Origin of the sequence: Microlunatus parietis, assembly GCF_013407955.1 — a bacterium.
GTDB lineage: Bacteria > Actinomycetota > Actinomycetes > Propionibacteriales > Propionibacteriaceae > Microlunatus > Microlunatus parietis.
Genome location: NZ_JACCBU010000001.1, coordinates 1,844,076 through 1,864,769 on the forward strand (window position 1 = coordinate 1,844,076; position 20,694 = coordinate 1,864,769).

The following is a 20,694-nucleotide window of genomic DNA, read 5'->3' on the forward strand; positions in this document are numbered from 1 at the left end:
CCTACCGCTGCGTCACCACCGGACCGACGTCGCCGAGCAGGTCCTGCCGGGTCAGCACACCGACGGGCTTGCCGTCGTCCAGGACCAGCAGCGCGTCGTGCGCCACCAGCGACTCGACCGCGGCCGCGACCGGCTCGGTGGCACCGAGAGCGGGAAGTGCCGGCTCCAGTACGGATTCCACGGAGTCGGCCGGCCCGGCCTTGTGGGTGAACAGCTTCTCCAGCAGGCCGCGCTCGCTGACCGACCCGACCACCTCGGCCGCCATCACCGGCGGCTCGGCCCGGACCACCGGCATCTGCGACACGCTGTATTCGCGCAGGATCGCCACCGCCTCGGCGATCGTCTCGCCCGGATGGGTGTGCACCAGCGACGGCAACGCGCCGGACTTCTCCCGGAGTACGTCGCCGACCACGCGGCCGGTCTCGGGGCGCGGCGCGAAACCGTACCTGGTCAGCCATTCGTCGCTGAACACCTTGGTCAGGTAGCCACGGCCGGAGTCGGGCAGCAGCACCACGATCACCGCGTCGGGATCGTCGACCTCGGCCGCGAGCCTCAGCGCCGCGGCGGCCGCCATGCCCGAGGAGCCGCCGACCAGCAACGCCTCCTCGCGGGCCAGCCGCCGGGTCAGCTGGAACGATTCGGCGTCGGACACCTCGATCACCCGGTCGCAGACCTCCTGGTCGTAGTTGGCCGGCCAGAAGTCCTCGCCGACACCCTCGACCAGGTAGGGCCTTCCGGAGCCGCCCGAGTACACGGAGCCGGCCGGGTCGGCGCCGATCACCTGGACCCGGCCACCGGAGACCTCCTTGAGGTAGCGCCCGGTGCCGCTGATCGTCCCGCCGGTGCCGATGCCCGCGACGAAATGGGTGATCCTGCCCTCGGTCTGCCGCCACAGCTCCGGACCGGTGCTCTCGTAGTGGCTGGCCGGGTTGTTGGGGTTGCTGTACTGGTCCGGCTTCCAGGCGCCCTCGATCTCGCGGACCAGCCGGTCCGACACCGAGTAGTACGAGTCCGGGTGGTCCGGCTCGACCGCGGTCGGGCAGACCACGACCTCGGCCCCGTACGCAGCGAGCACGTTCCGCTTGTCCTCGCTCACCTTGTCCGGGCAGACGAAGACGCAGCGGTACCCCTTCGACTGGGCGACGATGGCCAGGCCGACCCCGGTGTTGCCACTGGTCGGCTCGACGATCGTGCCGCCCGGCTTGAGCTTGCCCTCGCGCTCGGCGGCCTCGATCATCTTCACGGCGATCCGGTCCTTCACCGAGCCGCCCGGGTTGAGGTATTCGACCTTCGCCAGGACCAGCGGCCGCAGTCCCTCGGTCACCGTGGACAGCTTCAGCAGCGGGGTGTTGCCGACCAGGTCGATCAGCGAGTTCACGTACTCCACGGAGCGCAATCTATCCGGAAAATTGGCGAGGGCCGCCACTCCCGTCGGAGTAACGGCCCTCAAGCAGGGGGTTGAGCGATGCGCGGAGATTACCGTCGCAGATAGGACAGCAGGCGCAGGATCTCGATGTAGAGCCAGACCATGGTAACGGTCAGGCCGAACGCACCGCGCCACGACTCGCTGGCCGGCGCGCCCATCGCGACGCCTCGTTCGATGTGATCGAAGTCGAGCACCAGATTCAGCACCGCCAGCACCGCGCCGAGCAGCGAGATGCCGACCGCCAGCAGGCTGACCGGGCCGGTGCCGCCGTCGCGGAGACCCAGATTGATGCCGAACAGGGCGAGCACGAAGTTGAGCCCGATCGCCACCGCGAAGCCGATGGTGGCCAGGATGACGATCTTCTGGAACTTCGGGGTGACCCGGATGTTGAAGATCTTGTACGCCGCCAGGGTGACGCCCGCGGCGGCGAACGTGCCGAGCACCGCCTGGACCACGATGCCGGGGTAGAGCATCTCGAACCAGAAGCTGAGCGCGCCGACGAAGACGCCCTCGATCACCGAGTACGCGAGCACCAGCGGCGGCGACACCTTGCGGCGGAACGAGACCAGCAGTACGGTGACGAAGCCGACCAGGCCGGAGACAATCAACGCCGGGAACAGCATCGTGTGCGGGATGATCTCGGTGAACAGTCCGTACATCATCAGGGCGGCCGAAGCGATGACCAGACCGATGGTGATGACGGACTTGGTGATGACGTCGTCGAACGTCATCCGCCCTTCGGTGGTGGTGGGCGGCTGGGCGCCGCCGTAGCCCTGGTATCCCTGCGGTTCCGAGCCGTAGCCCGCCTGCCCGTAGCCCTGGTTACTCCCCGGGGTGAACGCGTCCTGCCGAGACAGGATCGGGTTCGAACTACGCAACATCCTGGGTTCCTCCTGTACCCGGCACCGAACGTGCCGGTCTGAACGAGTCCTCAGTCTATGCAACACCGCCTGTGGGCCCGATTGTTCCGCCCTGGGAATCGGCTAAGAACCATCCTTGGCCCACGCCCGGTCCGTTGTCCACAGCCGGGCGTTACAACCGTGTGTCGTCCACAGATCATCGCACGCCTGAATGATTCGCTCGGATCCGGCCCAGACTCCCGGCCGTGGAGACCCTCGAGACGATGATCCGCGACCACGGCGGTGTGCTGACGGCACGTGGTGACCGAGCGCTGGCGCGGCGGTTGGAACGCCTGGCAGAGCAGGGCGCCTTGTGTCCCGTCGCGCCGGGAATCTATCTCCCTGCCGACCGGCGGCACGACCTCGAACTCCGGATCGCGGCCGCCGCGTGCTGGGCACCGACCGGCGTACTGACCGGGACCGCGGCGGCGCGGCTGACCTTCTGGCCAGACGTGACCGTTCGCACGATCACGTTGTCCGGGCCGATCGGCCGCAGGGCAGTGCCTGGAATGGCGCTGCACCGGGAGCACATCCCAGTTGCTCTGCGGACCGCAGCCCCGGTTCCTTTCCAGGACCTGACCGTCACAGTTCCAGCCGTGACCGCCCTCGACATCGGCGCGGACGGGATCGACCAGGCCCTGCTCACCGGCGCCGCGACCCTCGAGGAGATGCACGAGGCCTTGCGGCTGACGCCGAATCGGACCGGAAACCGCGAGCGGAGAAGACTCCTGCACGATTCGCGGGACGAGCCGTGGTCCACCGCCGAGCGACTCGGCCACGCCGTGTTCAGATCCGGTGGGATCAAGGGCTGGCGTACCAATCTTGAGGTGCGCTGCGGGTCCGCCCTCTACTACGTGGACCTCGGCTGGCGGCGGCTGAAGCTCGCGGTCGAGATCGACGGGTACGCCTATCACTCCGACCGGGAACAGTTCGAGCGGGACCGGCGCAAGTGGAGCGATCTGACGGCGCATGGGTGGCGGATCATCCACCTGACCTGGAACCAACTGACCTATGACCCGGCGTGGGTCCTGGCCACGGTGCGGCGCGCGATGTCGCAGATTTGACAATAGCTTCGAAAAACGGGCCCGCTGGGGCCTGTTTGGGAAGCTATCGTCAAATCTGCGACATGATCACCCGAGTCGGAGCGTCGCCAGCGAAAGCATGGACCCGGCGAATTAGAGGTGTGGCCGAACCAGCTGCTCGAAGCGCTCGCTGAGGGTCTGGACGACCGTGCCGTAGGGCTGGGCCCAGAGGTCGGCGTTGAAGATCTCGACCTCGACATCGCCGGTGTAGCCGGCCGCGGCGACGGCGCGGGTGAACGAGGCGAAGTCGATGTGGCCGTCGCCCATCATGCCGCGGGCCAGCAGGGTGTCCGGCGGCAGCGGAGTGATCCAGTCCGAGATCTGGTAGCTGACGATCCGGTCGGCGGCGCGGGCGATCTGCGCCTCGACGCCCGGTTCCCACCAGAGATGGAACGTGTCGACGATGACCCCGACCACGGCCGGGTCGAACCGCTCGGCGATGTCGAGGGCCTGGCCGAGGGTGGAGATCACGCCGCGGTCCGCCGCGTAGATCGGGTTCATCGGCTCGATGCCGAGCACCACGCCCTGTTCGCTCGCGTACGGGACCAGCCGCTCGATCGCCTCGACCACGCGGGCCCGGGCCGCGGCAAGATCACGATCGCCGGCCGGCAGCCCGCCCGGGACCAGGCACAGCGTCGCGGCACCGAGCCGGGCGGCTTCCTCGATCGCGGCCCGGTTGTCCAGGTGGGCCCGTTCCACGGCGCCGGGCTCGGCTGCGGTGAAGAAGCCGCCCCGGCACAGCGAGGACACCCGCAGCCCGGAGTCCTTGATCAACTCGGCAGCCCGCTCCAGGCCGACCTCGGCGACGGGCTCCCGCCAGACTCCGATCGAGGTCAGGCCGGCGGCCCGGCAGGCGTCGATCGCCTCGGCCAGCGAGGCGTTGGCGATGGTGCGCTGGTTCAGCGACAGCCGGCCCCCGGTCACCGGCGGACTCCGGCGGCCTCGAGCACCAGCGCCAGCCGGTGTGCGGCGAGGTCGGGATCGGGCAGCAGCCGGGCCTCGTTGGCCAGTTCGAAGATCCGGCCCAGGTGGATCGGCGACCGGGCCGACTGCAGCCCGCCGATCATGGTGAAGCCGTCCTGCAGCCCGGACAGCCAGGCCATGAACGCGATCCCGGTCTTGTAGTAGAACGTCGGCGCGGCGAAGATGTGCCGGCTCAGTTCGAGCGTCGGGTCCATCGCCGCGTCGTAACCGGCAAGATCATCTTGGTCGAGTGCGGCCAGCGCCGCCGAGGCCGCCGGGGCGATCGCGGCGAAGGCACCGAGCAGCGCATCGGAGTGGTGCTCGCCCTCGCCCTTGATCAACTCCGGGTAGTTGAAGTCGTCGCCGGTGTAGAGCCGGACGCCATCGGGCAGCGCGGCCCGCAGACCCTTCTCGTGGTCCGCCGACAGGAGCGACACCTTGACGCCGTCGATCTTGGTCGCGTGGTCCTTGATCAACTCCAGGAAGGTCGCGGTCGCGGTCGGGACGTCGGTGGAGCCCCAGTAGCCGCGCAGATTCGGGTCGAACGCCTCGCCCAGCCAGTGCAGGATCACCGGCTCGGCGACCTGGCCGAGCAGCCGGTCGTACACCTGCCGGTAGTCCTCGGCCGAGGTGGCGACCCGGGCCAGGTGCCGCGAGGCCATGATGATCACCTGCGAGCCGGCGCCCTCGACGAACGCGATCTGCTCGGCGTACGCGTCGGTCACCTCGTCCAGCGTGGTCAGCTCGTCCTTGTGGTCCGTGCCGGCGCCGGAGGCGATCCGGGCCCCCAGCTCGCGGGCCTGGGTGGCGCTGCGGGTGATCAACTCCTGGACCGCGGGCCAGTCGATGCCCATGTTGCGCTGCGCGGTGTCCATCGCCTCCGCGACGCCGAGCCCGTACCGGAAGAGGTGCCGGCGGAATGCCAGCGTCGCGTCCCAGTCGACGGCCGCCGGTGCTCCCGGTACGTTCTCGCCGCGCGGGTCGGCGATCACGTGCGCCGCGGCGAACGCGACCCGGCTCCGGTACGGCTCCGGATGATCAGCCCACTCCCCCGGCGCCCGCAGCGTCAGCTCCCGCCAGCTCCCGTCGGCCAGCGGCACCGCGACCGCGGATCCCTTCAGCAGGGTCATGACCCGAGCTCGATTCGCCGGCCCTCACGGGAGGAGGCGTAGCCGGCGTCCGCGAGCCGCAGCCCGCGCACCCCGGCGGCGAAGTCGTACCGGTGCGGCTGGCCGGCGTCGACGTTGATCAAGAACTCCTCCCACTGGGCCCGGAACCCGTTGCCGAACTCGGTGTTGTCCGGGATCTGGTGCCACTGGGCGCGGAAGTCCTGATCGGTCGGCTCGTCGGGATTCCAGACCGGCTTGGGGGTCTGGGTGCGGTGCTGGACCCGGCAGCCGAACAGGCCGGCGACGGCCGAGCCCTCGGTGCCGTCGACCTGGAACTCGACCAGTTCCTTGCGGTCCACCCGGACCGCCCAGGAGGAGTTGATCTGGGCGATGATGCCGCCGTCCAGTTCGAAGATCGCGTACGCGGCGTCGTCGGCCGTGGCCTGGTACGGCTTGCCCTGCTCGTCCCAGCGCTGGTCGATGTGCGTGACCGCCTTTGCCAGCACGGACTGCACGCTGCCGAAGAGGTTCTCCAGCACGTAGTTCCAGTGACAGAACATGTCCAGCACCATGCCCCCGCCGTCCTCGGCACGGTAGTTCCAGCTGGGTCGCTGGGCGGGGGTCAGGTCGCCCTCGAAGACCCAGTAGCCGAACTCGCCCCGTACCGAAAGGATCCGGCCGAAGAAGCCGGAGTCGATCAAGCGCTTCAGCTTGAGCAGGCCCGGCAGGTAGAGCTTGTCGTGCACCACGCCGTTGATCACGCCGGCGGCCGCGGCAGCGCGGGCCAGTTCCTCGCCCTCGGCGACGGTCTCCGCGATCGGCTTCTCGGTGTAGACGTGCTTGCCGGCCTCGATCGCCTTCAAGATCGACTTCACCCGCTCGCTGGTCACCTGGGCGTCGAAGTAGATCGTCGCCTCCGGGTCGGCCAGCGCCGCATCAAGATCAGTGGTGTAGCGCTCGATGCCGTGATCTTGGGCCATCCGCGCCAGCTTCTCGCTGTTCCGGCCGACGAGGACCGGCTCGACGGTGATCCGGTCGCCGTTCGGCAGCACGACCCCGCCCTCGTCGCGGAGGGCGAGGATGGAGCGGAGCAGGTGCTGCCGGTAGCCCATCCGGCCGGTCACCCCGTTCATGATCACTGTGTAGCTGCGCGTCGGCATGGCATCCTCATCGTTCGACTGGAAAACGCTTACCATCCTAGTGGCGCAAATTCGCCTCACGCAAGTCCGATTCCCGCAGCCGACGCTCAATCGGGGTCCGGCCAGGAGCGGAGCTTTCGGATGGTCAGGCAGAATGGTCCGGCACGCCAGCGTGGGTCGTGCGATCGGCCCCCGTAGCCCAATCGGCAGAGGCACGCGGCTTAAACCCGCTCAAGTATGGGTTCGAATCCCATCGGGGGCACCCGGGGCGCTCTCCGTCGCCAGGCGTGAGCGCCAGTTCACCAGCGCGGTCGCCACCAGGGTGAGCAGCAATCCTGCGCCGGTGAAGAACGTGAACGGCTCGCCGTACAGCGCGACGCCCCAGCCGGTCGTGACCGGCGGCACCAGGAACAACAGGGCGTTCACCCGGGTCACCCCGATCCGCCGCAACAGCAGCCAGTAGAGGGCATAGCCACCGAAGGTCGGCAGCAGGATCAGCCAGCCGACCGCGAGCCAGAATCCCGTCGTGGCCGGCGGCACCACGCTGCCGGTCAGGACGGCGAGCAGGGCGAACACGACCGCCGAGGTGATCAGGTGGACGGCCAGCGCGCGCGGCGGCGGCATCGGCCGCTCGGCCCGTCGGTCGACGAAGGTGGCCGCGACCAGGCAGAGCATTCCCGCGAACGGCACCAGGTAGGCGCCGAGCGGTGCCGTGGTGCCCGGATCGGCGGCGTCGGCCACGGTGACGACGGCCACGCCGGTCAGACCCACCAACAGGCCGAGCCACTGTCGCCGGCCGACGGTGACCCCCAGAATCGGCCCGGCCAGCGCGGCGACCACCAGTGGCTGCAGCCCGTCCACCAGCGCCGTCGTCCCCGTACTGACCCCGAGGGAGATGGCCGCGTAGACCGTGAGGACGTAGCCCGACTGGGACAGCAGCCCGACCACCGCCTGCCGCAACAACTCGCCCGGTCCGGAGCGCCCGGCCGGCCGAGCCGCGGCCAGCAACAGGGGCGCCACGATCAGCCCCAGCGGGAGGAAGCGCCACAGCAGCAGCGTGAACACCGAGGCCTCAGCACCGCCGAACTTGGCGCCGATGAACCCCGACGACCAGCACAGCACGAAGGTCAGACTCAGCCCGGCGGTCAGCAACCCGGCCCGCGTCGGTAAACCGATCGGTATAGCCATCCATTCACGCTATACCGATCGGTTTATTCTGGCTATACCGATCGGTGTAATATCGGCAACATGACCGAGTTGATCGACTGGACTCCCAAGGCACGGGCGATCCTGCGCGCGGCCTCCGAACTCTTCTACGCCGAAGGCATCCACGCGGTCGGCGTGGAGGCGATCGCGGAGCGGGCGGGCGTGACCAAGAAGACCCTGTACGACCGGTTCGGCTCCAAGGAGCGGCTGGTGGTCAGCTACCTCACCGAACGCGACCGCGAGTGGCGAATCTTCCTGGACGGGCGACTGGAATCCGCCGGGAGTGACCCCGCCGCCCGGCTCGCGGCGCTGTTCGACGCCTCGTCGGGCTGGCACGACGAACGGGGTGGCAAGGGCTGCAGCATGATCAACGCGCACGCGGAGATCAGCGACCCCGCCCACCCGGCGTACTCGGTGATCACCGACCAGAAGCGCTGGATGCTCGGGTTCCTCACCGACCTCGCGACCGACGCCGGGGTCGGCGATCCGGAGCGGGTCGGCGCGGAATTGATGGTGCTGCACGAGGGCGCACTGGTGACATCCGGGATCGGCGTGATCACGGACGCGTTCGCGACCGCCCGGGATGCGGCCGTGGCCCGAATCGCGGGCTAACCGCGCAGCGCCGCGCCAAGCCGGGTTGCGGTGTCGCTGCCGGGGTTGGGCAGGTAGATCACCAATTGCAGGCCGGGGGCGTCCGCGGGCACCAGCCGGTGCTGTTCGAAGATCAACTCCCCCAGGCCCGGTGGCCGGAACCGGCGCTCGCGGGTCTCGAACCGGCCGATCTCGTGCTGGTCCCAGGCCGCCGCGAACTCCGTACTCTCCTGACACAGCCGGGCGATCAGGGCGGCCTGGGCGGGCTGCCCGAACTGCGCGCCGTGCTCGGCCCGATACTCGGCGAGGAACTGCCGGCTGGTCGTCGACCAGTCCGGCAGCATCTGCCGCACCCGGCCGTCAGTAAAGATCAACACCAGCAGATTCCGGTCACCGGGCGGCAGCCGATCCACGCCGGGATAGAGCACCAGGTAGGCCCGGTTCCAGCCGACGATCGTCCAGTCCGGGGCCAGCGCGAACGCGGGTGCCGGCAGCTGCGCGTCGAGCAGGCGCTGCAGGTGGCTCGGCAGCTCGGCGGGGATCGTCTCGAGGTCCGGCGGGTCGGGCGTGAGGCCAGCCAGGGTCAGCACGTACGCGTGCTCGACGGCGGACAGCCGCAACGTCGCCGCGATGGCGTCGATCACCTGCCGCGACGGGTTGATCTCGCGGCCCTGCTCCAGCCAGGTGTACCAGGTGATGCTGACCCCGGCGAGGAACGCGACCTCCTCCCGGCGCAGGCCGAGCGGCCCGCCGCGACCGGCGTCCGGCAGACCATGATCGGCCCGCGCCACCTGCGCCCGCCGGTTGCGGAGCAGGGCGGCCAACTCCTGCCGCCGATCACCCACCCTGTCCATGCGCGGAAGGTATCACTGCGCAGTAGGTATCACTGGGACTGCTAGCAGCGGCGCCGCCTTCTCCTCCGGCCCGCCGAGTGGGGCAATGGGAGCATGCCCGCACTTCGTTCCGACACCGTGACCCGCGGCCGCTCGATGGCCGGCGCCCGGGCCCTGCTCAGAGCCGCCGGTGTCGCCGCCGCCGACTTCGGCAAGCCGATCATCGCGGTGGCCAACAGCTTCGTCGAATTCGTCCCCGGCCACACCCACCTGCAGCCGGTCGGCCGGATCGTCAGTGACGCGATCACCGCCGCGGGCGGGATCCCGCGCGAGTTCAACACCATCGCCGTCGACGACGGCATCGCCATGGGCCACGCCGGCATGCTCTACTCGCTGCCCTCCAGGGACTTGATCGCCGATTCGATCGAGTACGTGGTCGAGGCACACCGGGCCGACGCCCTGGTCTGCATCTCCAACTGCGACAAGATCACGCCCGGCATGCTGATGGCCGCGCTGCGGCTGAACATCCCGACCGTGTTCGTCTCCGGCGGGCCGATGGAGGGTGGCTCGGCGACCTTGGCCGACGGCACCGACCGGTCCGGCCTGAATCTGGTCAGCGTGATCGCGGACTCGGCTTCCGACACCGTGTCGGATGATGATCTTGCCCGGCTCGAGGAGCAGGCCTGCCCCACCTGCGGGTCCTGCTCCGGCATGTTCACGGCGAACTCGATGAACTGCCTGACCGAAGCGCTCGGCCTGGCCCTGCCCGGCAACGGGACCACGCTGGCCACCCACACCGACCGCCGGAGGCTGTACGAACGCGCCGGCGCCACCGTCGTCGAGCTGGCCCGGCACTACTACGACAAGGACGACGACTCGGTGCTGCCGCGTCGGATCGCGTCCGCGGCCGCGTTCGAGAACGCGATGACTCTTGATCTTGCGATGGGCGGCTCCACCAACACGGTGCTGCACCTGCTCGCGGCCGCGCACGAGGCCGGGCTGGACTTCGGGCAGGCCGCGATCGATGCGTTGTCCCGCCGGGTTCCCTGCCTCTGCAAGGTCGCACCGAACGGTCCGTACCTGATCGAGGACGTGCACCGGGCCGGCGGCGTGCCGGCGCTGCTCGGCGAGCTGGACCGGGCCGGACTGCTCCGCCGGGACGTGCGCAGCGTCCACTCCGATGATCTTGGTTCCTGGCTGGCGGAGTGGGACGTCCGCGGGCCGGGCGCGTCGCCGGAGGCCGTCGAGCTGTTCCGGGCGGCGCCGGGCCGGGCCCGTTCGGCGACGGCGGGATCGCAGTCGGCGCGCTGGCCCGAGCTCGATCTCGATCCGGCGGGCGGCTGCATCCGGGACCGTGCGCATGCCTATACGCAGGACGGCGGGCTCGCTGTCCTGACCGGCAACCTCGCCCCCGACGGCGCCGTGATCAAGACCGCCGGGGTGCCGGAGTCGCTGTGGAGTTTCACCGGACCGGCGGTCGTCGTGGAGTCGCAGGAGGAGGCGGTCGAGGCGATCCTGTCCGGCCGGATCACGGCCGGCGACGTGATCATCGTCCGGTACGAGGGTCCACGCGGCGGGCCCGGCATGCAGGAGATGCTCTTTCCCACGGCGTATCTGAAGGGCCGGGGACTCGCCGCGTCCTGTGCGCTGGTCACGGACGGCCGGTTCTCCGGCGGCAGTTCCGGGCTGTCGATCGGGCACGTGTCGCCCGAGGCGGCGGCCGGCGGGCCGATCGCCCTGGTCCGGGACGGCGATGTGATCATGATCGATCTCGCCGGGCGGATGATCACGCTCGACGTGCCGGACGCCGAACTCGAGGCGCGGCGGACCGAGCTCGAGGCGGCGGGCGGCTATCGTCCGGCGGCGCGGGACCGCCCGGTGTCGGCGGCACTGCGGGCGTATGCGGCGACGGTCACCTCGGCCGACCGCGGTGCGGTCCGCGACTTCTGACGATCCATGATCACTCCGGTAGCACGTTGGCCAGGCGGCGCAGCGCTCGCTTGATCTGGGCCGGGGTGCGGCCGCGCTCCTCCCGCTGGAACCGGTAGACCTCGGGCGCGAGCGGGGCCAGCAGCGCGTCGATCAGGGCGTCGTCGCGGATCCCGGACTCGCGGAGCAGGGTGGCGACGAACGTGCGCCAGAAACCATAGGCGCCGGTACGGAAGCGCGCCGGCCCCACCTCGGCGCCGAGCACCAGCGGCAGATGCCGCTCCAACAGGTCCACCATCGCGTCGTAGAAGTCGGCCAGTCGCTGCCGGGGCTCGGCACCGGGGCCGAGCGGTGGCGGCCCGGACAGCAACGCCTGCTGCAGTTCGCGTTCATGATCATCGAGTAGTGCGGTGGCCACCGAGCCGATGTCGGGATAGCGCCGATACAGCGTGCCGCGGCCGACACCCGCCTCGGCCGCCAACTCTCCCATCGTGAGGTCCGGCCCCCGCTCGGCGAACAGCCGCTCGGCCGCGCGCAGGATCCGCTGCCGGTTGGCGGCGGCGTCGGCCCGCTCGGGTCTGGTCACGGCAACACCCTATCCGGACACCTTGTCCGGATGAGCTATCGTTCTAAGTGGACACAATGTCCAGTTAGTTTCGAGGAGCAGACGATGACTCACGCCACGATGATCACGCTCGCCGGCCGACCCGTCGGCCGGGTCGGCTACGGCACCATGCGGCTGACCGGCCCGAACGCGCTCGGCGAACCGGACCGCCCGGACGAGCTGGTGGCGCTGCTGCGCACGGCCGTCGACTCCGGCGTCCGATTGATCGACACCGCCGGCTACTACGGTCCGTCGGTCGCCAACCGGCTGGTCGCCCGCGCCCTGGCTCCGTACCCGGAAGAGCTGGTGATCGCGACCAAGATCGGCGCGGCCCGGACGCCGGACGGCGGCTTCCGGCCGGACACCTCGCCGGAATCCCTGCGCCGGCAGGTGGAGCAGAACCTCCGCGAGTTGCGGCTGGACTGCCTGCCGCTGGTGCACTTCCGGTATCTGCCCGGCGGTCCGACGCCGTTCCTGGACGTGCTCAGTCTCATGATCGACTTCCAGCGAGAGGGCTTGATCGGTGAGCTCGGCCTGTCCCATGTCACGGTCGAGCAGTTCGATCAAGCCGCGGCGCTGACACCGGTCGCCTCGGTCGAGAACCAGGCCCGGTTCGGTGCCGCGGAGCCGGATCCGGTGCTGGCGCGGACGGCCGAGGCGTCGATCCCCTACCTCGCGTACCGGCCGCTGGAGAACGGCGCCCTGCTCCGGACCGACGGTCCGCTGCGGCGCCTGGCCGGCGAGACCGGGATCGCTCCGGCCACCCTCGCCCTGGCCTGGCTGCTCGACCGGAGCCCGAACCTCGTCGTCATCCCAGGCACCACCTCGGCCGACCACCTGGCCGAGAACCTCGCCGCCGCCGACGTCGTCCTGGACGACCGGCTGCGGCACGCACTCACCGAAGGAAATTGATCATGACCGTCGCCTGGACCGCACTGTTGATCGCCGGCCTGCTGGAGATCGCCTGGGCCCACAGCATCAGACTCACCGAGGGCTTCACCCGGCCGATCCCGATCATCGTCTGTGCCGTGCTCACCATCGCGGTGCTGTTGACACTCAGCTTCGCCATGCGGTCGCTGCCGGTCGGCACGGCGTACGCGATCTTCGTCGGCATCGGCGCCGTGGGTACGGTCGTCGTCGGCATGATCGCGCTGCACGAGCCGATCACCGTGGTCCGCGGGCTTGCGCTCGCCTTGATCATCGGCGGCGTGGCGCTGTTGCGGCTGACCGAGGCCGGTTGACCACTCGCGGCGGAGCAGCGTGTAGACGCCGGGGTCCTCCCACTGGGCCCGGTCCGGCACCCACCAGTTGTCACGTGGTGCGCCTCCTGGCACATGCCGAGCAGCCGGTCGACGACCTCGGCGCCGGTCAGGTGCCGGGCCGGATCAGTCAGCGGAGTAGCTTAGGGCCCGTCTCTCCCACGGAAAGGGCATGCCGCCATGAACTACGTCGCCGCGCCGGAACGCTACGACGGAACGATGAAGTACCGGCGCACCGGGCGGTCCGGGCTCGATCTGCCGGTGCTGTCGCTCGGCTACTGGCACAACTTCGGCGACGACCGGCCGTTCGAGGTGCAGCGGGCCATCGCCCGGCGTGCCTTCGACCTCGGCATCACCCATCATGATCTTGCCAACAACTACGGACCTCCCTACGGCAGCGCGGAGATCAACTTCGGCCGGCTGATGCGGGAGGACTTCGCTCCGTACCGGGACGAGTTGATCATCTCCACCAAGGCGGGCTGGGACATGTGGCCGGGACCGTACGGGCAGGGCGGCGGTTCCCGGAAGTACGTCCTCGCCTCGCTGGACCAGTCGCTGCGCCGGATGGGCCTGGACTACGTCGACATCTTCTACTCGCACCGGCTGGACTCGACCACGCCGCTGGAGGAGACGATGACCGCGCTGGACACGGCGGTCCGGCAGGGCAAGGCACTCTACGTCGGGATCTCCTCCTACGACGCGGAGCGATCCCGGCAGGCGGTCGCGATCTTGAATGACCTCGGCACCCCGCTGCTGATCCATCAGCCGTCCTACTCGATGCTGAACCGCTGGATCGAGACCGAGGGGCTGCTGGACGCGGCCGGCGAACTCGGCTTCGGCGTGATCGGCTTCACCGCCCTGGCCCAAGGCCTGCTGACCGGCCGCTACCTGAACGGAATCCCGGCCGATTCCCGTGCCAGGCAAGGGAAGTCGTTCAATCCGGACTGGCTGTCCGACGAGATGCTGCGCCGGCTGAACGGGCTCAATGATCTTGCCGGCCGTCGCGGCCAGACCCTGGCCCAGCTGGCCCTCGCCTGGGCGTTGCGCGACCCCCGGGTCACCTCGCTGGTGATCGGCGCCTCCTCGGTCGAGCAACTGGACGAGAACGTCGCGGTCCTGGACAACCTTGACCTGTCCGCCGAGGAGCTCGAGGCGATCGACGAGTACGCCGCTGACGGCGGAGTCGACCTGTGGAAGTCCGCCCGGGCCGGCGAGGTCAACGCCGGGCCGCGGAAGGAATGATCACGAGCCACGCCGTGCCCTGAGCCTGTCGAAGGACCGAGCCAGCCTTGCCCTTCGACAAGCTCAGGGAGCGTTGTGGCTTGGGCTCAGGGAGCGTGGTGGCTTCGGCTCAGGGACGCCACACTGTGCCCTGAGCCTGTCGAAGGGCCAAGCCAGCCTTGCCCTTCGACAAGCTCAGGGAGCGTTGTGGCCTTCGGCTCAGGGAGCGTGGTGGCTTCGGCTCAGGGACGCCACACTGTGCCCTGAGCCTGTCGAAGGGCCAAGCCAGCCTTGCCCTTCGACAAGCTCAGGGAGCGTTGTGGCCTTCGGCTCAGGGAGCGTGGTGGCTTCGGCTCAGGGGACGTCGTGGCCGAGCAGGTCGGCGATGTTGATCACCGAGCCGCTCCGGGCGGAGCGCCAGATCGCCTCGCCGGCGGCTACGGCGTAGGCGGCCTGTTCAGTCGTGGCGGCCAGGCCGAGCCGGCGGGACTCCTCGGTCGGGCCGACGAACAGGTCCCGCCGCATGATCGCGTCGGCGCCGTCGTGGCCGCCCTGGGCCGCGGCGGCCTCGAGCCGCCGCCGCTCGCCGAACAGCGGGTCCACGATCACCTGGTCGGTGCCGGGCCGCGGGCTGCCGTCGCGATCATGGCCGTAGTCCAGCTCGATCCGGCCGTGGCTGCCGGTGATGCCGAGCCGGTAGCCCTCCCACGGTGACGAGAAGTCGATCGTGTACGCCAGCGTCGCCCCGCCCCGGTAGCCGATCACGGCGGTGTAGTGATCCTCGATGTCGATCTCGTCGTCGTACAGGGTGAACGGCTGACCGTCCGGGTACTGCACCGGGTAGCTCAGCCCGGCCAGCCCGGTCCGCCCGTGATCATCGTCGGGGAAGGTCCCGCTGCCCTGCTGCGCCCGCTGGTACGGATCCGCGGCGCGCAGCCAGTCGCCGGTCAGCGGCGCGCCGTGCTCGTCCCGCGGCCGGTGCGGACTGTCCGGTCCGTAGAACGCGCGGCCGCCGCGGGCGTACACGGTGACTGGAAGATCGTCGACCAGCCAGTCGACCAGATCGAGATGGTGGCAGCTCTTGTGCACCGACAGGCCGCCGGAGGCGGCCCGGGTTCGGTTCCAGCGCAGGAAGTAGCTGGCGCCGTGCCGGGTGTCGACGTGGTAGTCCAGAGTGGCGCCGAGCACCCGCCCGATGGCGCCGTCCATGATCAACCGCTTCACCTGCTGCAGCCGCGGCGTGTAGCGCACGTTGTGGGTGACTGTGACCGTGCCGGCGCTGTCCCGTTCGGCGGCGAGCACCCGGGCGGCGTCGGCGGCCGTCGCGGTCATCGGCTTCTCGGTGATCACGTCCAGGCCGTGGCCGAGCGCCGCGACCACGTAGTCGGCGTGGCTGTGGTCGGGGGTCGCGATGATCACCCGGTCCGGCCGCGCCTCGGTGATCATCCGGTCGAACTCGTCGGCGCCGTACGCCGCGATCGCCGGATTCTCCTGCTGGGCCAGGAACTGGTCCACCCGGTCCCGGTCGGCGTCCAGGATCGCGACCAACTCGCCCGGCGCCCGTTCCACGTCCGGCCGGCCCGGCACGACGGAGTCGAGCAGGGCGCCGACGAAGGTGCCGATGGCCCGGTTGGACAGCCCGCAGAGGGCGTAGCGAGGATGGTCGGTCACGGGTTCTCCTTGGTCGTCGGTCCACTCAGCCAGGGCAGGTCGAAGACCGTGGCGAAGCCGGGCAGCACGGTCCGCCACTCCGCCGGGTCGGTCGCCGCGACGAGTCCGTTCTGGGTGACCGTGCGGAACCGTGACGGGTCCAGCTGCGCCACCAGGGCGCTGATCATGGACGCTGAGCCGACACCCCAAAGGTCCAGCGGCCGGTCGCCATGATCGAGTTCAGGGTCGCTCGCGATCAACTCCAGGCAGCGACGGACGTCGTAGACCTGGCCGGCGATCGGGCTGTCGCCGAGCCAGAGCAGGTCGCAGGTCAGCCGGTAGCGGGTGCCCGACTCCGGATCCGGGAACCGCGCCCCGATCGGGTGCGGCGCGAGCGCGCCGACGCCGCGGACGTCCAGCACGAAGATCGCCCGGTCCTCGGCGATCATGGTCGCGAACCGGTCCCGGTGCCGGTCCGCCTCGGCGGTGCCGTCCGGCAGCAGCACCAGCGTCAATGACCGGTACGGCCGGTCGGCCGGGGTGATCAACAGCGCGGCGTTGACCAGGTCGCGCTCCGACCACCAGTAGACCGGGCGGACCCGCGCCGCCGTACCGCCGAGGTCGTGGTCGGTCGCCGGAAACCACCGCGGGTAAGGGTCCGCGGCCGGATCGCGGCCGTGTTCGACCTGCTCGAGCAACCAGGCTTCCCGGTCCGGGACCCGCTCCGCGGTCTCGGCCCGGTTCAGGTCTTCGATCGTCGCGGTGAACTCGCCGTCGGTGATCAGCTGCCCGGTCCTCGTGCAGGCCAGCTCGGCCGGAGCGAGGGGCTCCGGTTCGGCCTCGTCGAGCGGCCGCTCCCGATCACCGCCCAGGTGGTCGACGAAGAAGGCGCAGGCGGCCCGCGCGAGTTCGGGATGATAGGCGTGGCCGCCGCGGGTCCGGTGCAGCCGCAGCCGGTCCGCCGCGCCCAGGATTCGATAGGCCCGGCCGGCCCGCTGCACGGAGGCGACGGTCCCCTCGATCGGGAAGAAGTCGTAGTCGGCGGCGAGCACCAATACCGGCCGCGGTGCCATCGCGATCAGCACGTCCTCATGATCGAGACCGGCCGCGGTGCCGCCGATGATCACCTGCTCGGCGTCCTGGGCCTGCCCGGTCCGCAGGTAGTGGCCGCGGCTGGTCAGGAACGTCGCCGGGGCGGCCGCCGCGATCCGGTCGTCGATCATCATCAGCAGCGCGGTCTGGGTGCCGCCGCCGGAGTTGCCGGTGACGCCGATCCGGGCCGGGTCGACCTCCGGGTGGGCGGCCAGGTAGTCGACGGCGCGCACCGCGTCCCGGACGAAGTAGCGGCCGCTGGACCGGCCGGCCCACCAGCACGCGACGCCGGACCGCAGGTGGTCGGCCGTCGGCTGGGCCAGCTCGGGCCGGTCCGGGAACTGCCGGCGCTCACCCTGCCCGAACGGGTCGATCACCAACGCCACCAGGCCGTTCCGGGCCAGCCGGGCCGCCACCGCCTGGTACTGCGGGTAGGCCTTGCTCTCCGCGGCGTGACCGCACAAGATCAACACCGCGCTGGCCGGGCCGTCCAGATCATCGGGCCGGTAGAGGTTCGCCGTGATCCCGTGTCCGGGACCGGCCTCGATGATCAACTTCTCGATCCGGTACGAAGGCATCCGGACCACGCCGGAGCTGCGGGCCGGCGGCGGATCGGCCGGAACGGGGGCGCCGAGCAGTTCCGCCGCCGCGGCCCGGATGTCCCGCTGCCGCGCCGCCACGTCGGCTGACGTGGCTAGCCGGTCGTTGACGGCGTGCCAGCGGCGCAGTTCGCTCTCCGTACGCCGGAACACATGATCGCGCCACTGCGCTCCGGCGTCCAGGTAGCCGCCGAGCCCGCGCAGGCTCGCCGCGAGCGGATCGGTGATCATCCGACCGGCTCCGGCCGGTACTCGATCCGCTGCCGGCTGCCGCGCTCGTCCGGGTCGGCGATCGGCACCGCCGACAACAGGGCCTTGGTGTAGTCGTGCTGCGGGTCGGCGAAGATCGCCGACGCCGGTCCGTGCTCGACGATCTTGCCGAAGTACATGACGGCCACCTCGTCGCAGACCCGCTCCACCACCGACAGGTCGTGCGAGACGAAGACGTAGGTCAGCCCGAGCTCGCGCTGCAGCTCGGCCAGCAGCTCCAGCACCTGGGTCCGGACCGACACGTCGAGGGCGGACACCGCCTCGTCGGCGACCACCAGCTTCGGCCCGGTGATCAGCGCCCGCGCGATCCCGATCCGCTGCCGCTCGCCGCCGGAGAACGCGTGTGGGTAGCGGTTCAGCATGTCTGGCCGCAGCCCGACCCGGCGCAGCGCCTCGGCCGCGCGGTCCCGCAGCACGTCCCGCCGGGTCTCCCCCGCCGCGTGCAACGGCTCCGCCACCACCTGCTGCACGGTCATCCGCGGATTCAGCGAGGAGTACGGGTCCTGGAAGATCATCCGCAGTTGCCGCCGGTACGGCAGCAGCTCCCGCTCCCCCAGCCCGGCAAGATCAACAACCGCCGCGTCCGGCTCGGCCCGGTAGCGGATCGCGCCGGAACTCGGCCGGTAGGCACGCAGCAGGGTCCGGCCCAGCGTCGTCTTGCCGCAGCCGGACTCCCCCACGATGCCGAGCGTCTGGCCGGGCCTGACCTGGAACGAGACCCCGTCGACCGCCTTCACCACGGTCTTCCGGCGCGGCCCGAGGCGGCGACCGGCCGAGGTGGTGAACTCCATCGACAGTCGGTCGACCTCGAGCAGGGGCCGAACCTCGGCGGCGGCCGGCGCCCGGCGCGGAGTGATCACCGCCCGCCCGTTCCCCCGGTCGCCGCGCTGCGGCAGCGACGACAACAGTTCCTTCGTGTAGTCGTGCCGCGGGTCGTGGAAGATCTGATCGACCGGCCCGGACTCGACGACCTTGCCGTGCCGCATGACGACCACCCGGTCCGCGATCTCCGCGACCACGCCGAGGTCGTGCGTGATGAACATCAGCGACAGGTCGGCGGACTCCTTGAGCTCGGCCAGCAGGTCGAGGATCTGCGCCTGCGTGGTCACGTCGAGGGCCGTCGTCGGTTCGTCGGCGATCACCAGGCGCGGGTTGGTGATCAACGCCATCGCGATCATGGCCCGCTGCCGCATGCCACCGGACAGCTGAAAGGTGTAGGCGTCGATCCGTTCCTCGGCGCGCGGGATGCCGACCCCGCGGAGCGCGTCGATCACCCGCTCCCGGGCCGCCGGGTCGCGCCGTTTCAGGCCCTCGTGCTCGGTCAGCAGTTCGAGGATCTGCCGGCCGACCGTGTGCACCGGGCTGAGCGACGACATCGGCTCCTGGAAGATCATCGAGATCTCCTTGCCGCGAATGCGGCGGATCGCCTGGCCTCGCGGATCCATCCCGGCCAGGTCGGCCGGCGCCGCCTCGGCCTCGGCCCGGTAGTCGATCGAGCCGGACACCACGCGGCCGGGCCGGTCCACCACCTGCAGCACCGACCGGGCCATCGCGGTCTTGCCCGAGCCGGACTCGCCGACCACGCAGACCGTACTGCCGCGCGGGACGTCGAAGCTCACTCCGTCCACCGCGCGCACCTCGCCGCGGTCGGTGAAGAACGAGGTCCGAAGATCACGGACTCGCAGGATCGGATCCAGCTCGGTGCTCATCAACTCTCCCCGTACGGATCGGCGCTGTCCCGGAGCCCGTCGCCGACGAAGTTGAACGCGACGACGGCCAAGATCACCGCCAGGCCCGGGAACATCAGCCACGGCGTGGTCGCCACGGCCTGCACACTCTGCGCGTCCTGCAGCAGTACGCCCCAGGAGACCGCCGGCGCGCGCAGGCCGAGGCCGAGGAACGACAGCGAGGTCTCGGCCAGGATCATCGCCGGAATGGCCAGGCTCACCGTCGCGATCACGTGCGAGGTGAATGACGGCAGCATGTGCCGGGCGATGATCCGGTGCGTCTTCACGCCGTCCAGCTTCGCGGCCAGCACGTAGTCCTCGTCGCGGGTCTGCAGGAACCGGCCGCGGATCACCCGGGCCAGACTGGTCCAGCCGAACAGGGACAGGATCACGGTGATCAACAGGTACGTCTGCACCGGCCCCAGGCCCGGTGGGATCGCCGCGGCCAGCCCCAGCCAGAGCGGCAGCGTCGGCACCGACATCAGGAACTCGATCACCCGCTGGATGATCGTGTCGACCCAGCCGCCGAAATAGCCGGAGACGCCGCCGAGCAGCAGCCCGAGCAGGAGCGACACGGCGACCCCGATCAGCCCGATCGACAGCGACACCTGCGACCCGTGGATGATCTTGGACAGCAGGTCGGCCCCGGTCCGGTCGGCGCCCAGCGGATACCAGCCCTGGCCGCCGTCGACGGGACCGAACAGGTGCCGGTCACCCGGGATCACGCCCAGGATGCGGTATTCGTCGCCGGGCACGAAGAAGCCGAGTTTGATCTTGCGGCTGGTGTCCACGTCGAACACCCGCTGCAGCGTCTGCAGGTCGGTCCGGCCGACGCTGGGATGGACGTAGAAGCCGTCAGCCGCGGAGAACCTGGGCAGCTGCGGCGGTTGGTACGCGCTGGTCGCGGTAGTGCTGCCGCTCGCGTACGGGGCGAAGAAGCCGGCGAAGATCGCGACCACGTACAGGATGATCAGGACCACCGCCCCGGTCATCGCCAGTCGGTGCTTGCGGAAGCGCCACCAGATCAGCCGCCACTGCGACGCGGTCTCCACCTGGTCGACGGTCCGGCCGATCTCCTCGGCGACTGCGCTCATG

The 20,694-nt window shown here is 70.2% G+C and carries 18 protein-coding genes and 1 tRNA gene; 7 read left to right on the forward strand and 12 right to left on the reverse strand.

The annotated features are described in order from the left end of the window. Position 1: 1 nt before the first annotated feature. Complete coding sequence (locus tag BKA15_RS08835) at positions 2 to 1,387, reverse strand: cystathionine beta-synthase (RefSeq protein ID WP_179749937.1); 1,386 nt, start codon at positions 1,385 to 1,387, stop codon at positions 2 to 4. A gap of 89 nt (positions 1,388 to 1,476) precedes the next feature. Beyond that, the gene (locus BKA15_RS08840) at positions 1,477 to 2,307 is read right to left on the reverse strand and encodes a Bax inhibitor-1/YccA family protein (RefSeq protein ID WP_179749939.1); all 831 of its coding nucleotides are present in this window, start codon (positions 2,305 to 2,307) and stop codon (positions 1,477 to 1,479) included. A 224-nt stretch (positions 2,308 to 2,531) separates the two neighbouring features. Between BKA15_RS08840 and BKA15_RS36775 the strand changes: the two genes are divergently transcribed. Beyond that, positions 2,532 to 3,389, forward strand: a complete 858-nt coding sequence (locus tag BKA15_RS36775) for an endonuclease domain-containing protein (protein ID WP_179749941.1) — start codon at positions 2,532 to 2,534, stop codon at positions 3,387 to 3,389. Between the two features lie 111 nt (positions 3,390 to 3,500). On the opposite strand, the gene BKA15_RS08850 is transcribed toward BKA15_RS36775, so the two are convergent. Genes BKA15_RS08850 through BKA15_RS08860 form a run of 3 tightly spaced genes read right to left on the reverse strand, consistent with a single transcriptional unit; the run spans position 3,501 to position 6,639 of the window. Beyond that, positions 3,501 to 4,331, reverse strand: coding sequence for a sugar phosphate isomerase/epimerase family protein (locus BKA15_RS08850; RefSeq protein ID WP_179749943.1), 831 nt, complete (start codon positions 4,329 to 4,331; stop codon positions 3,501 to 3,503). Beyond that, entirely contained in the window at positions 4,328 to 5,500 is a 1,173-nt protein-coding gene (locus BKA15_RS08855; protein ID WP_179749944.1) for a dihydrodipicolinate synthase family protein, read from the reverse strand. The genes BKA15_RS08850 and BKA15_RS08855 overlap by 4 nt, the downstream gene beginning before the upstream one ends. Beyond that, complete coding sequence (locus BKA15_RS08860; RefSeq protein WP_218871150.1) at positions 5,497 to 6,639, reverse strand: Gfo/Idh/MocA family protein; 1,143 nt, start codon at positions 6,637 to 6,639, stop codon at positions 5,497 to 5,499. Before BKA15_RS08860 ends, BKA15_RS08855 begins: the two co-directional genes overlap by 4 nt. A gap of 167 nt (positions 6,640 to 6,806) precedes the next feature. On the opposite strand from BKA15_RS08860, the gene BKA15_RS08865 reads away from it, so the two are divergent. Then, positions 6,807 to 6,880 (forward strand) — tRNA-Leu (locus BKA15_RS08865). Here the strand turns inward: BKA15_RS08865 and BKA15_RS08870 are convergent. Continuing rightward, positions 6,850 to 7,806, reverse strand: a complete 957-nt coding sequence (locus tag BKA15_RS08870; protein ID WP_179749946.1) for a DMT family transporter — start codon at positions 7,804 to 7,806, stop codon at positions 6,850 to 6,852. The genes BKA15_RS08865 and BKA15_RS08870 overlap by 31 nt on opposite strands. A gap of 60 nt (positions 7,807 to 7,866) precedes the next feature. Here BKA15_RS08870 and BKA15_RS08875 point away from each other — a divergent pair, with 60 nt between their 5' ends. Continuing rightward, positions 7,867 to 8,436 (forward strand): TetR/AcrR family transcriptional regulator, encoded by a 570-nt coding sequence (locus tag BKA15_RS08875; protein ID WP_179749948.1) that lies wholly within the window; start codon positions 7,867 to 7,869, stop codon positions 8,434 to 8,436. Here the strand turns inward: BKA15_RS08875 and BKA15_RS08880 are convergent. After that, positions 8,433 to 9,269: a helix-turn-helix transcriptional regulator gene (locus BKA15_RS08880; protein WP_179749951.1), complete on the reverse strand. Its 837-nt coding sequence runs from the start codon at positions 9,267 to 9,269 to the stop codon at positions 8,433 to 8,435. The genes BKA15_RS08875 and BKA15_RS08880 overlap by 4 nt on opposite strands. 93 nt (positions 9,270 to 9,362) lie before the next feature. Here BKA15_RS08880 and ilvD point away from each other — a divergent pair, with 93 nt between their 5' ends. Next, the gene (gene ilvD / locus BKA15_RS08885) at positions 9,363 to 11,198 is read left to right on the forward strand and encodes a dihydroxy-acid dehydratase (RefSeq protein WP_179749953.1); all 1,836 of its coding nucleotides are present in this window, start codon (positions 9,363 to 9,365) and stop codon (positions 11,196 to 11,198) included. Positions 11,199 to 11,208: 10 nt separating this feature from the next. Here ilvD and BKA15_RS08890 read toward each other — a convergent pair whose 3' ends face one another. After that, positions 11,209 to 11,763 carry a TetR/AcrR family transcriptional regulator gene (locus BKA15_RS08890; RefSeq protein WP_179749955.1) on the reverse strand — a complete coding sequence of 185 codons (555 nt, stop codon included), beginning with the start codon at positions 11,761 to 11,763 and terminating at the stop codon, positions 11,209 to 11,211. 84 nt (positions 11,764 to 11,847) lie between these two features. On the opposite strand from BKA15_RS08890, the gene BKA15_RS08895 reads away from it, so the two are divergent. The 3 genes from BKA15_RS08895 (at position 11,848) to mgrA (ending at position 14,282) form a co-directional block, all read left to right on the forward strand. Next, positions 11,848 to 12,693, forward strand: coding sequence for an aldo/keto reductase (locus tag BKA15_RS08895; protein WP_179749958.1), 846 nt, complete (start codon positions 11,848 to 11,850; stop codon positions 12,691 to 12,693). Positions 12,694 to 12,695: 2 nt separating this feature from the next. Further along, a complete protein-coding gene (locus tag BKA15_RS08900; protein ID WP_179749960.1) occupies positions 12,696 to 13,022 on the forward strand; it encodes a DMT family transporter in 327 nt (108 codons plus the stop codon). A 198-nt stretch (positions 13,023 to 13,220) separates the two neighbouring features. Beyond that, a complete protein-coding gene (gene mgrA, locus BKA15_RS08905) occupies positions 13,221 to 14,282 on the forward strand; it encodes an L-glyceraldehyde 3-phosphate reductase (protein WP_179749962.1) in 1,062 nt (353 codons plus the stop codon). Positions 14,283 to 14,615: 333 nt separating this feature from the next. On the opposite strand, the gene BKA15_RS08910 is transcribed toward mgrA, so the two are convergent. From BKA15_RS08910 to BKA15_RS08925, 4 genes are read right to left on the reverse strand one after another with little or no spacing between them, the layout of a single operon-like run. Further along, on the reverse strand, positions 14,616 to 15,932 hold the full coding sequence (locus BKA15_RS08910; RefSeq protein WP_179749964.1) for a Gfo/Idh/MocA family protein: 1,317 nt from the start codon (positions 15,930 to 15,932) through the stop codon (positions 14,616 to 14,618). After that, the gene (locus BKA15_RS08915) at positions 15,929 to 17,833 is read right to left on the reverse strand and encodes an alpha/beta hydrolase family protein (protein ID WP_179749966.1); all 1,905 of its coding nucleotides are present in this window, start codon (positions 17,831 to 17,833) and stop codon (positions 15,929 to 15,931) included. Before BKA15_RS08915 ends, BKA15_RS08910 begins: the two co-directional genes overlap by 4 nt. Further along, on the reverse strand, positions 17,830 to 19,581 hold the full coding sequence (locus BKA15_RS08920; protein WP_179749968.1) for an ABC transporter ATP-binding protein: 1,752 nt from the start codon (positions 19,579 to 19,581) through the stop codon (positions 17,830 to 17,832). The genes BKA15_RS08915 and BKA15_RS08920 overlap by 4 nt, the downstream gene beginning before the upstream one ends. Next, the gene (locus BKA15_RS08925) at positions 19,581 to 20,693 is read right to left on the reverse strand and encodes an ABC transporter permease (protein WP_179749970.1); all 1,113 of its coding nucleotides are present in this window, start codon (positions 20,691 to 20,693) and stop codon (positions 19,581 to 19,583) included. The genes BKA15_RS08920 and BKA15_RS08925 overlap by 1 nt, the downstream gene beginning before the upstream one ends. Position 20,694: the final 1 nt, after the last annotated feature.

Coding starts and splice junctions, on each gene's coding strand:
- BKA15_RS08840 (WP_179749939.1), bottom strand. CDS start 2,307: ATGTTGCGTAGTTCGAACCCGATCCTGTCTCGGCAGGACGCGTTCACC.
- BKA15_RS08855 (WP_179749944.1), bottom strand. CDS start 5,500: ATGACCCTGCTGAAGGGATCCGCGGTCGCGGTGCCGCTGGCCGACGGG.
- BKA15_RS08860 (WP_218871150.1), bottom strand. CDS start 6,639: ATGCCGACGCGCAGCTACACAGTGATCATGAACGGGGTGACCGGCCGG.
- BKA15_RS08870 (WP_179749946.1), bottom strand. CDS start 7,806: ATGGCTATACCGATCGGTTTACCGACGCGGGCCGGGTTGCTGACCGCC.
- BKA15_RS08875 (WP_179749948.1), top strand. CDS start 7,867: ATGACCGAGTTGATCGACTGGACTCCCAAGGCACGGGCGATCCTGCGC.
- BKA15_RS08880 (WP_179749951.1), bottom strand. CDS start 9,269: ATGGACAGGGTGGGTGATCGGCGGCAGGAGTTGGCCGCCCTGCTCCGC.
- ilvD (WP_179749953.1), top strand. CDS start 9,363: ATGCCCGCACTTCGTTCCGACACCGTGACCCGCGGCCGCTCGATGGCC.
- BKA15_RS08895 (WP_179749958.1), top strand. CDS start 11,848: ATGACTCACGCCACGATGATCACGCTCGCCGGCCGACCCGTCGGCCGG.
- BKA15_RS08900 (WP_179749960.1), top strand. CDS start 12,696: ATGACCGTCGCCTGGACCGCACTGTTGATCGCCGGCCTGCTGGAGATC.
- mgrA (WP_179749962.1), top strand. CDS start 13,221: ATGAACTACGTCGCCGCGCCGGAACGCTACGACGGAACGATGAAGTAC.
- BKA15_RS08915 (WP_179749966.1), bottom strand. CDS start 17,833: ATGATCACCGATCCGCTCGCGGCGAGCCTGCGCGGGCTCGGCGGCTAC.
- BKA15_RS08920 (WP_179749968.1), bottom strand. CDS start 19,581: ATGAGCACCGAGCTGGATCCGATCCTGCGAGTCCGTGATCTTCGGACC.
- BKA15_RS08925 (WP_179749970.1), bottom strand. CDS start 20,693: ATGAGCGCAGTCGCCGAGGAGATCGGCCGGACCGTCGACCAGGTGGAG.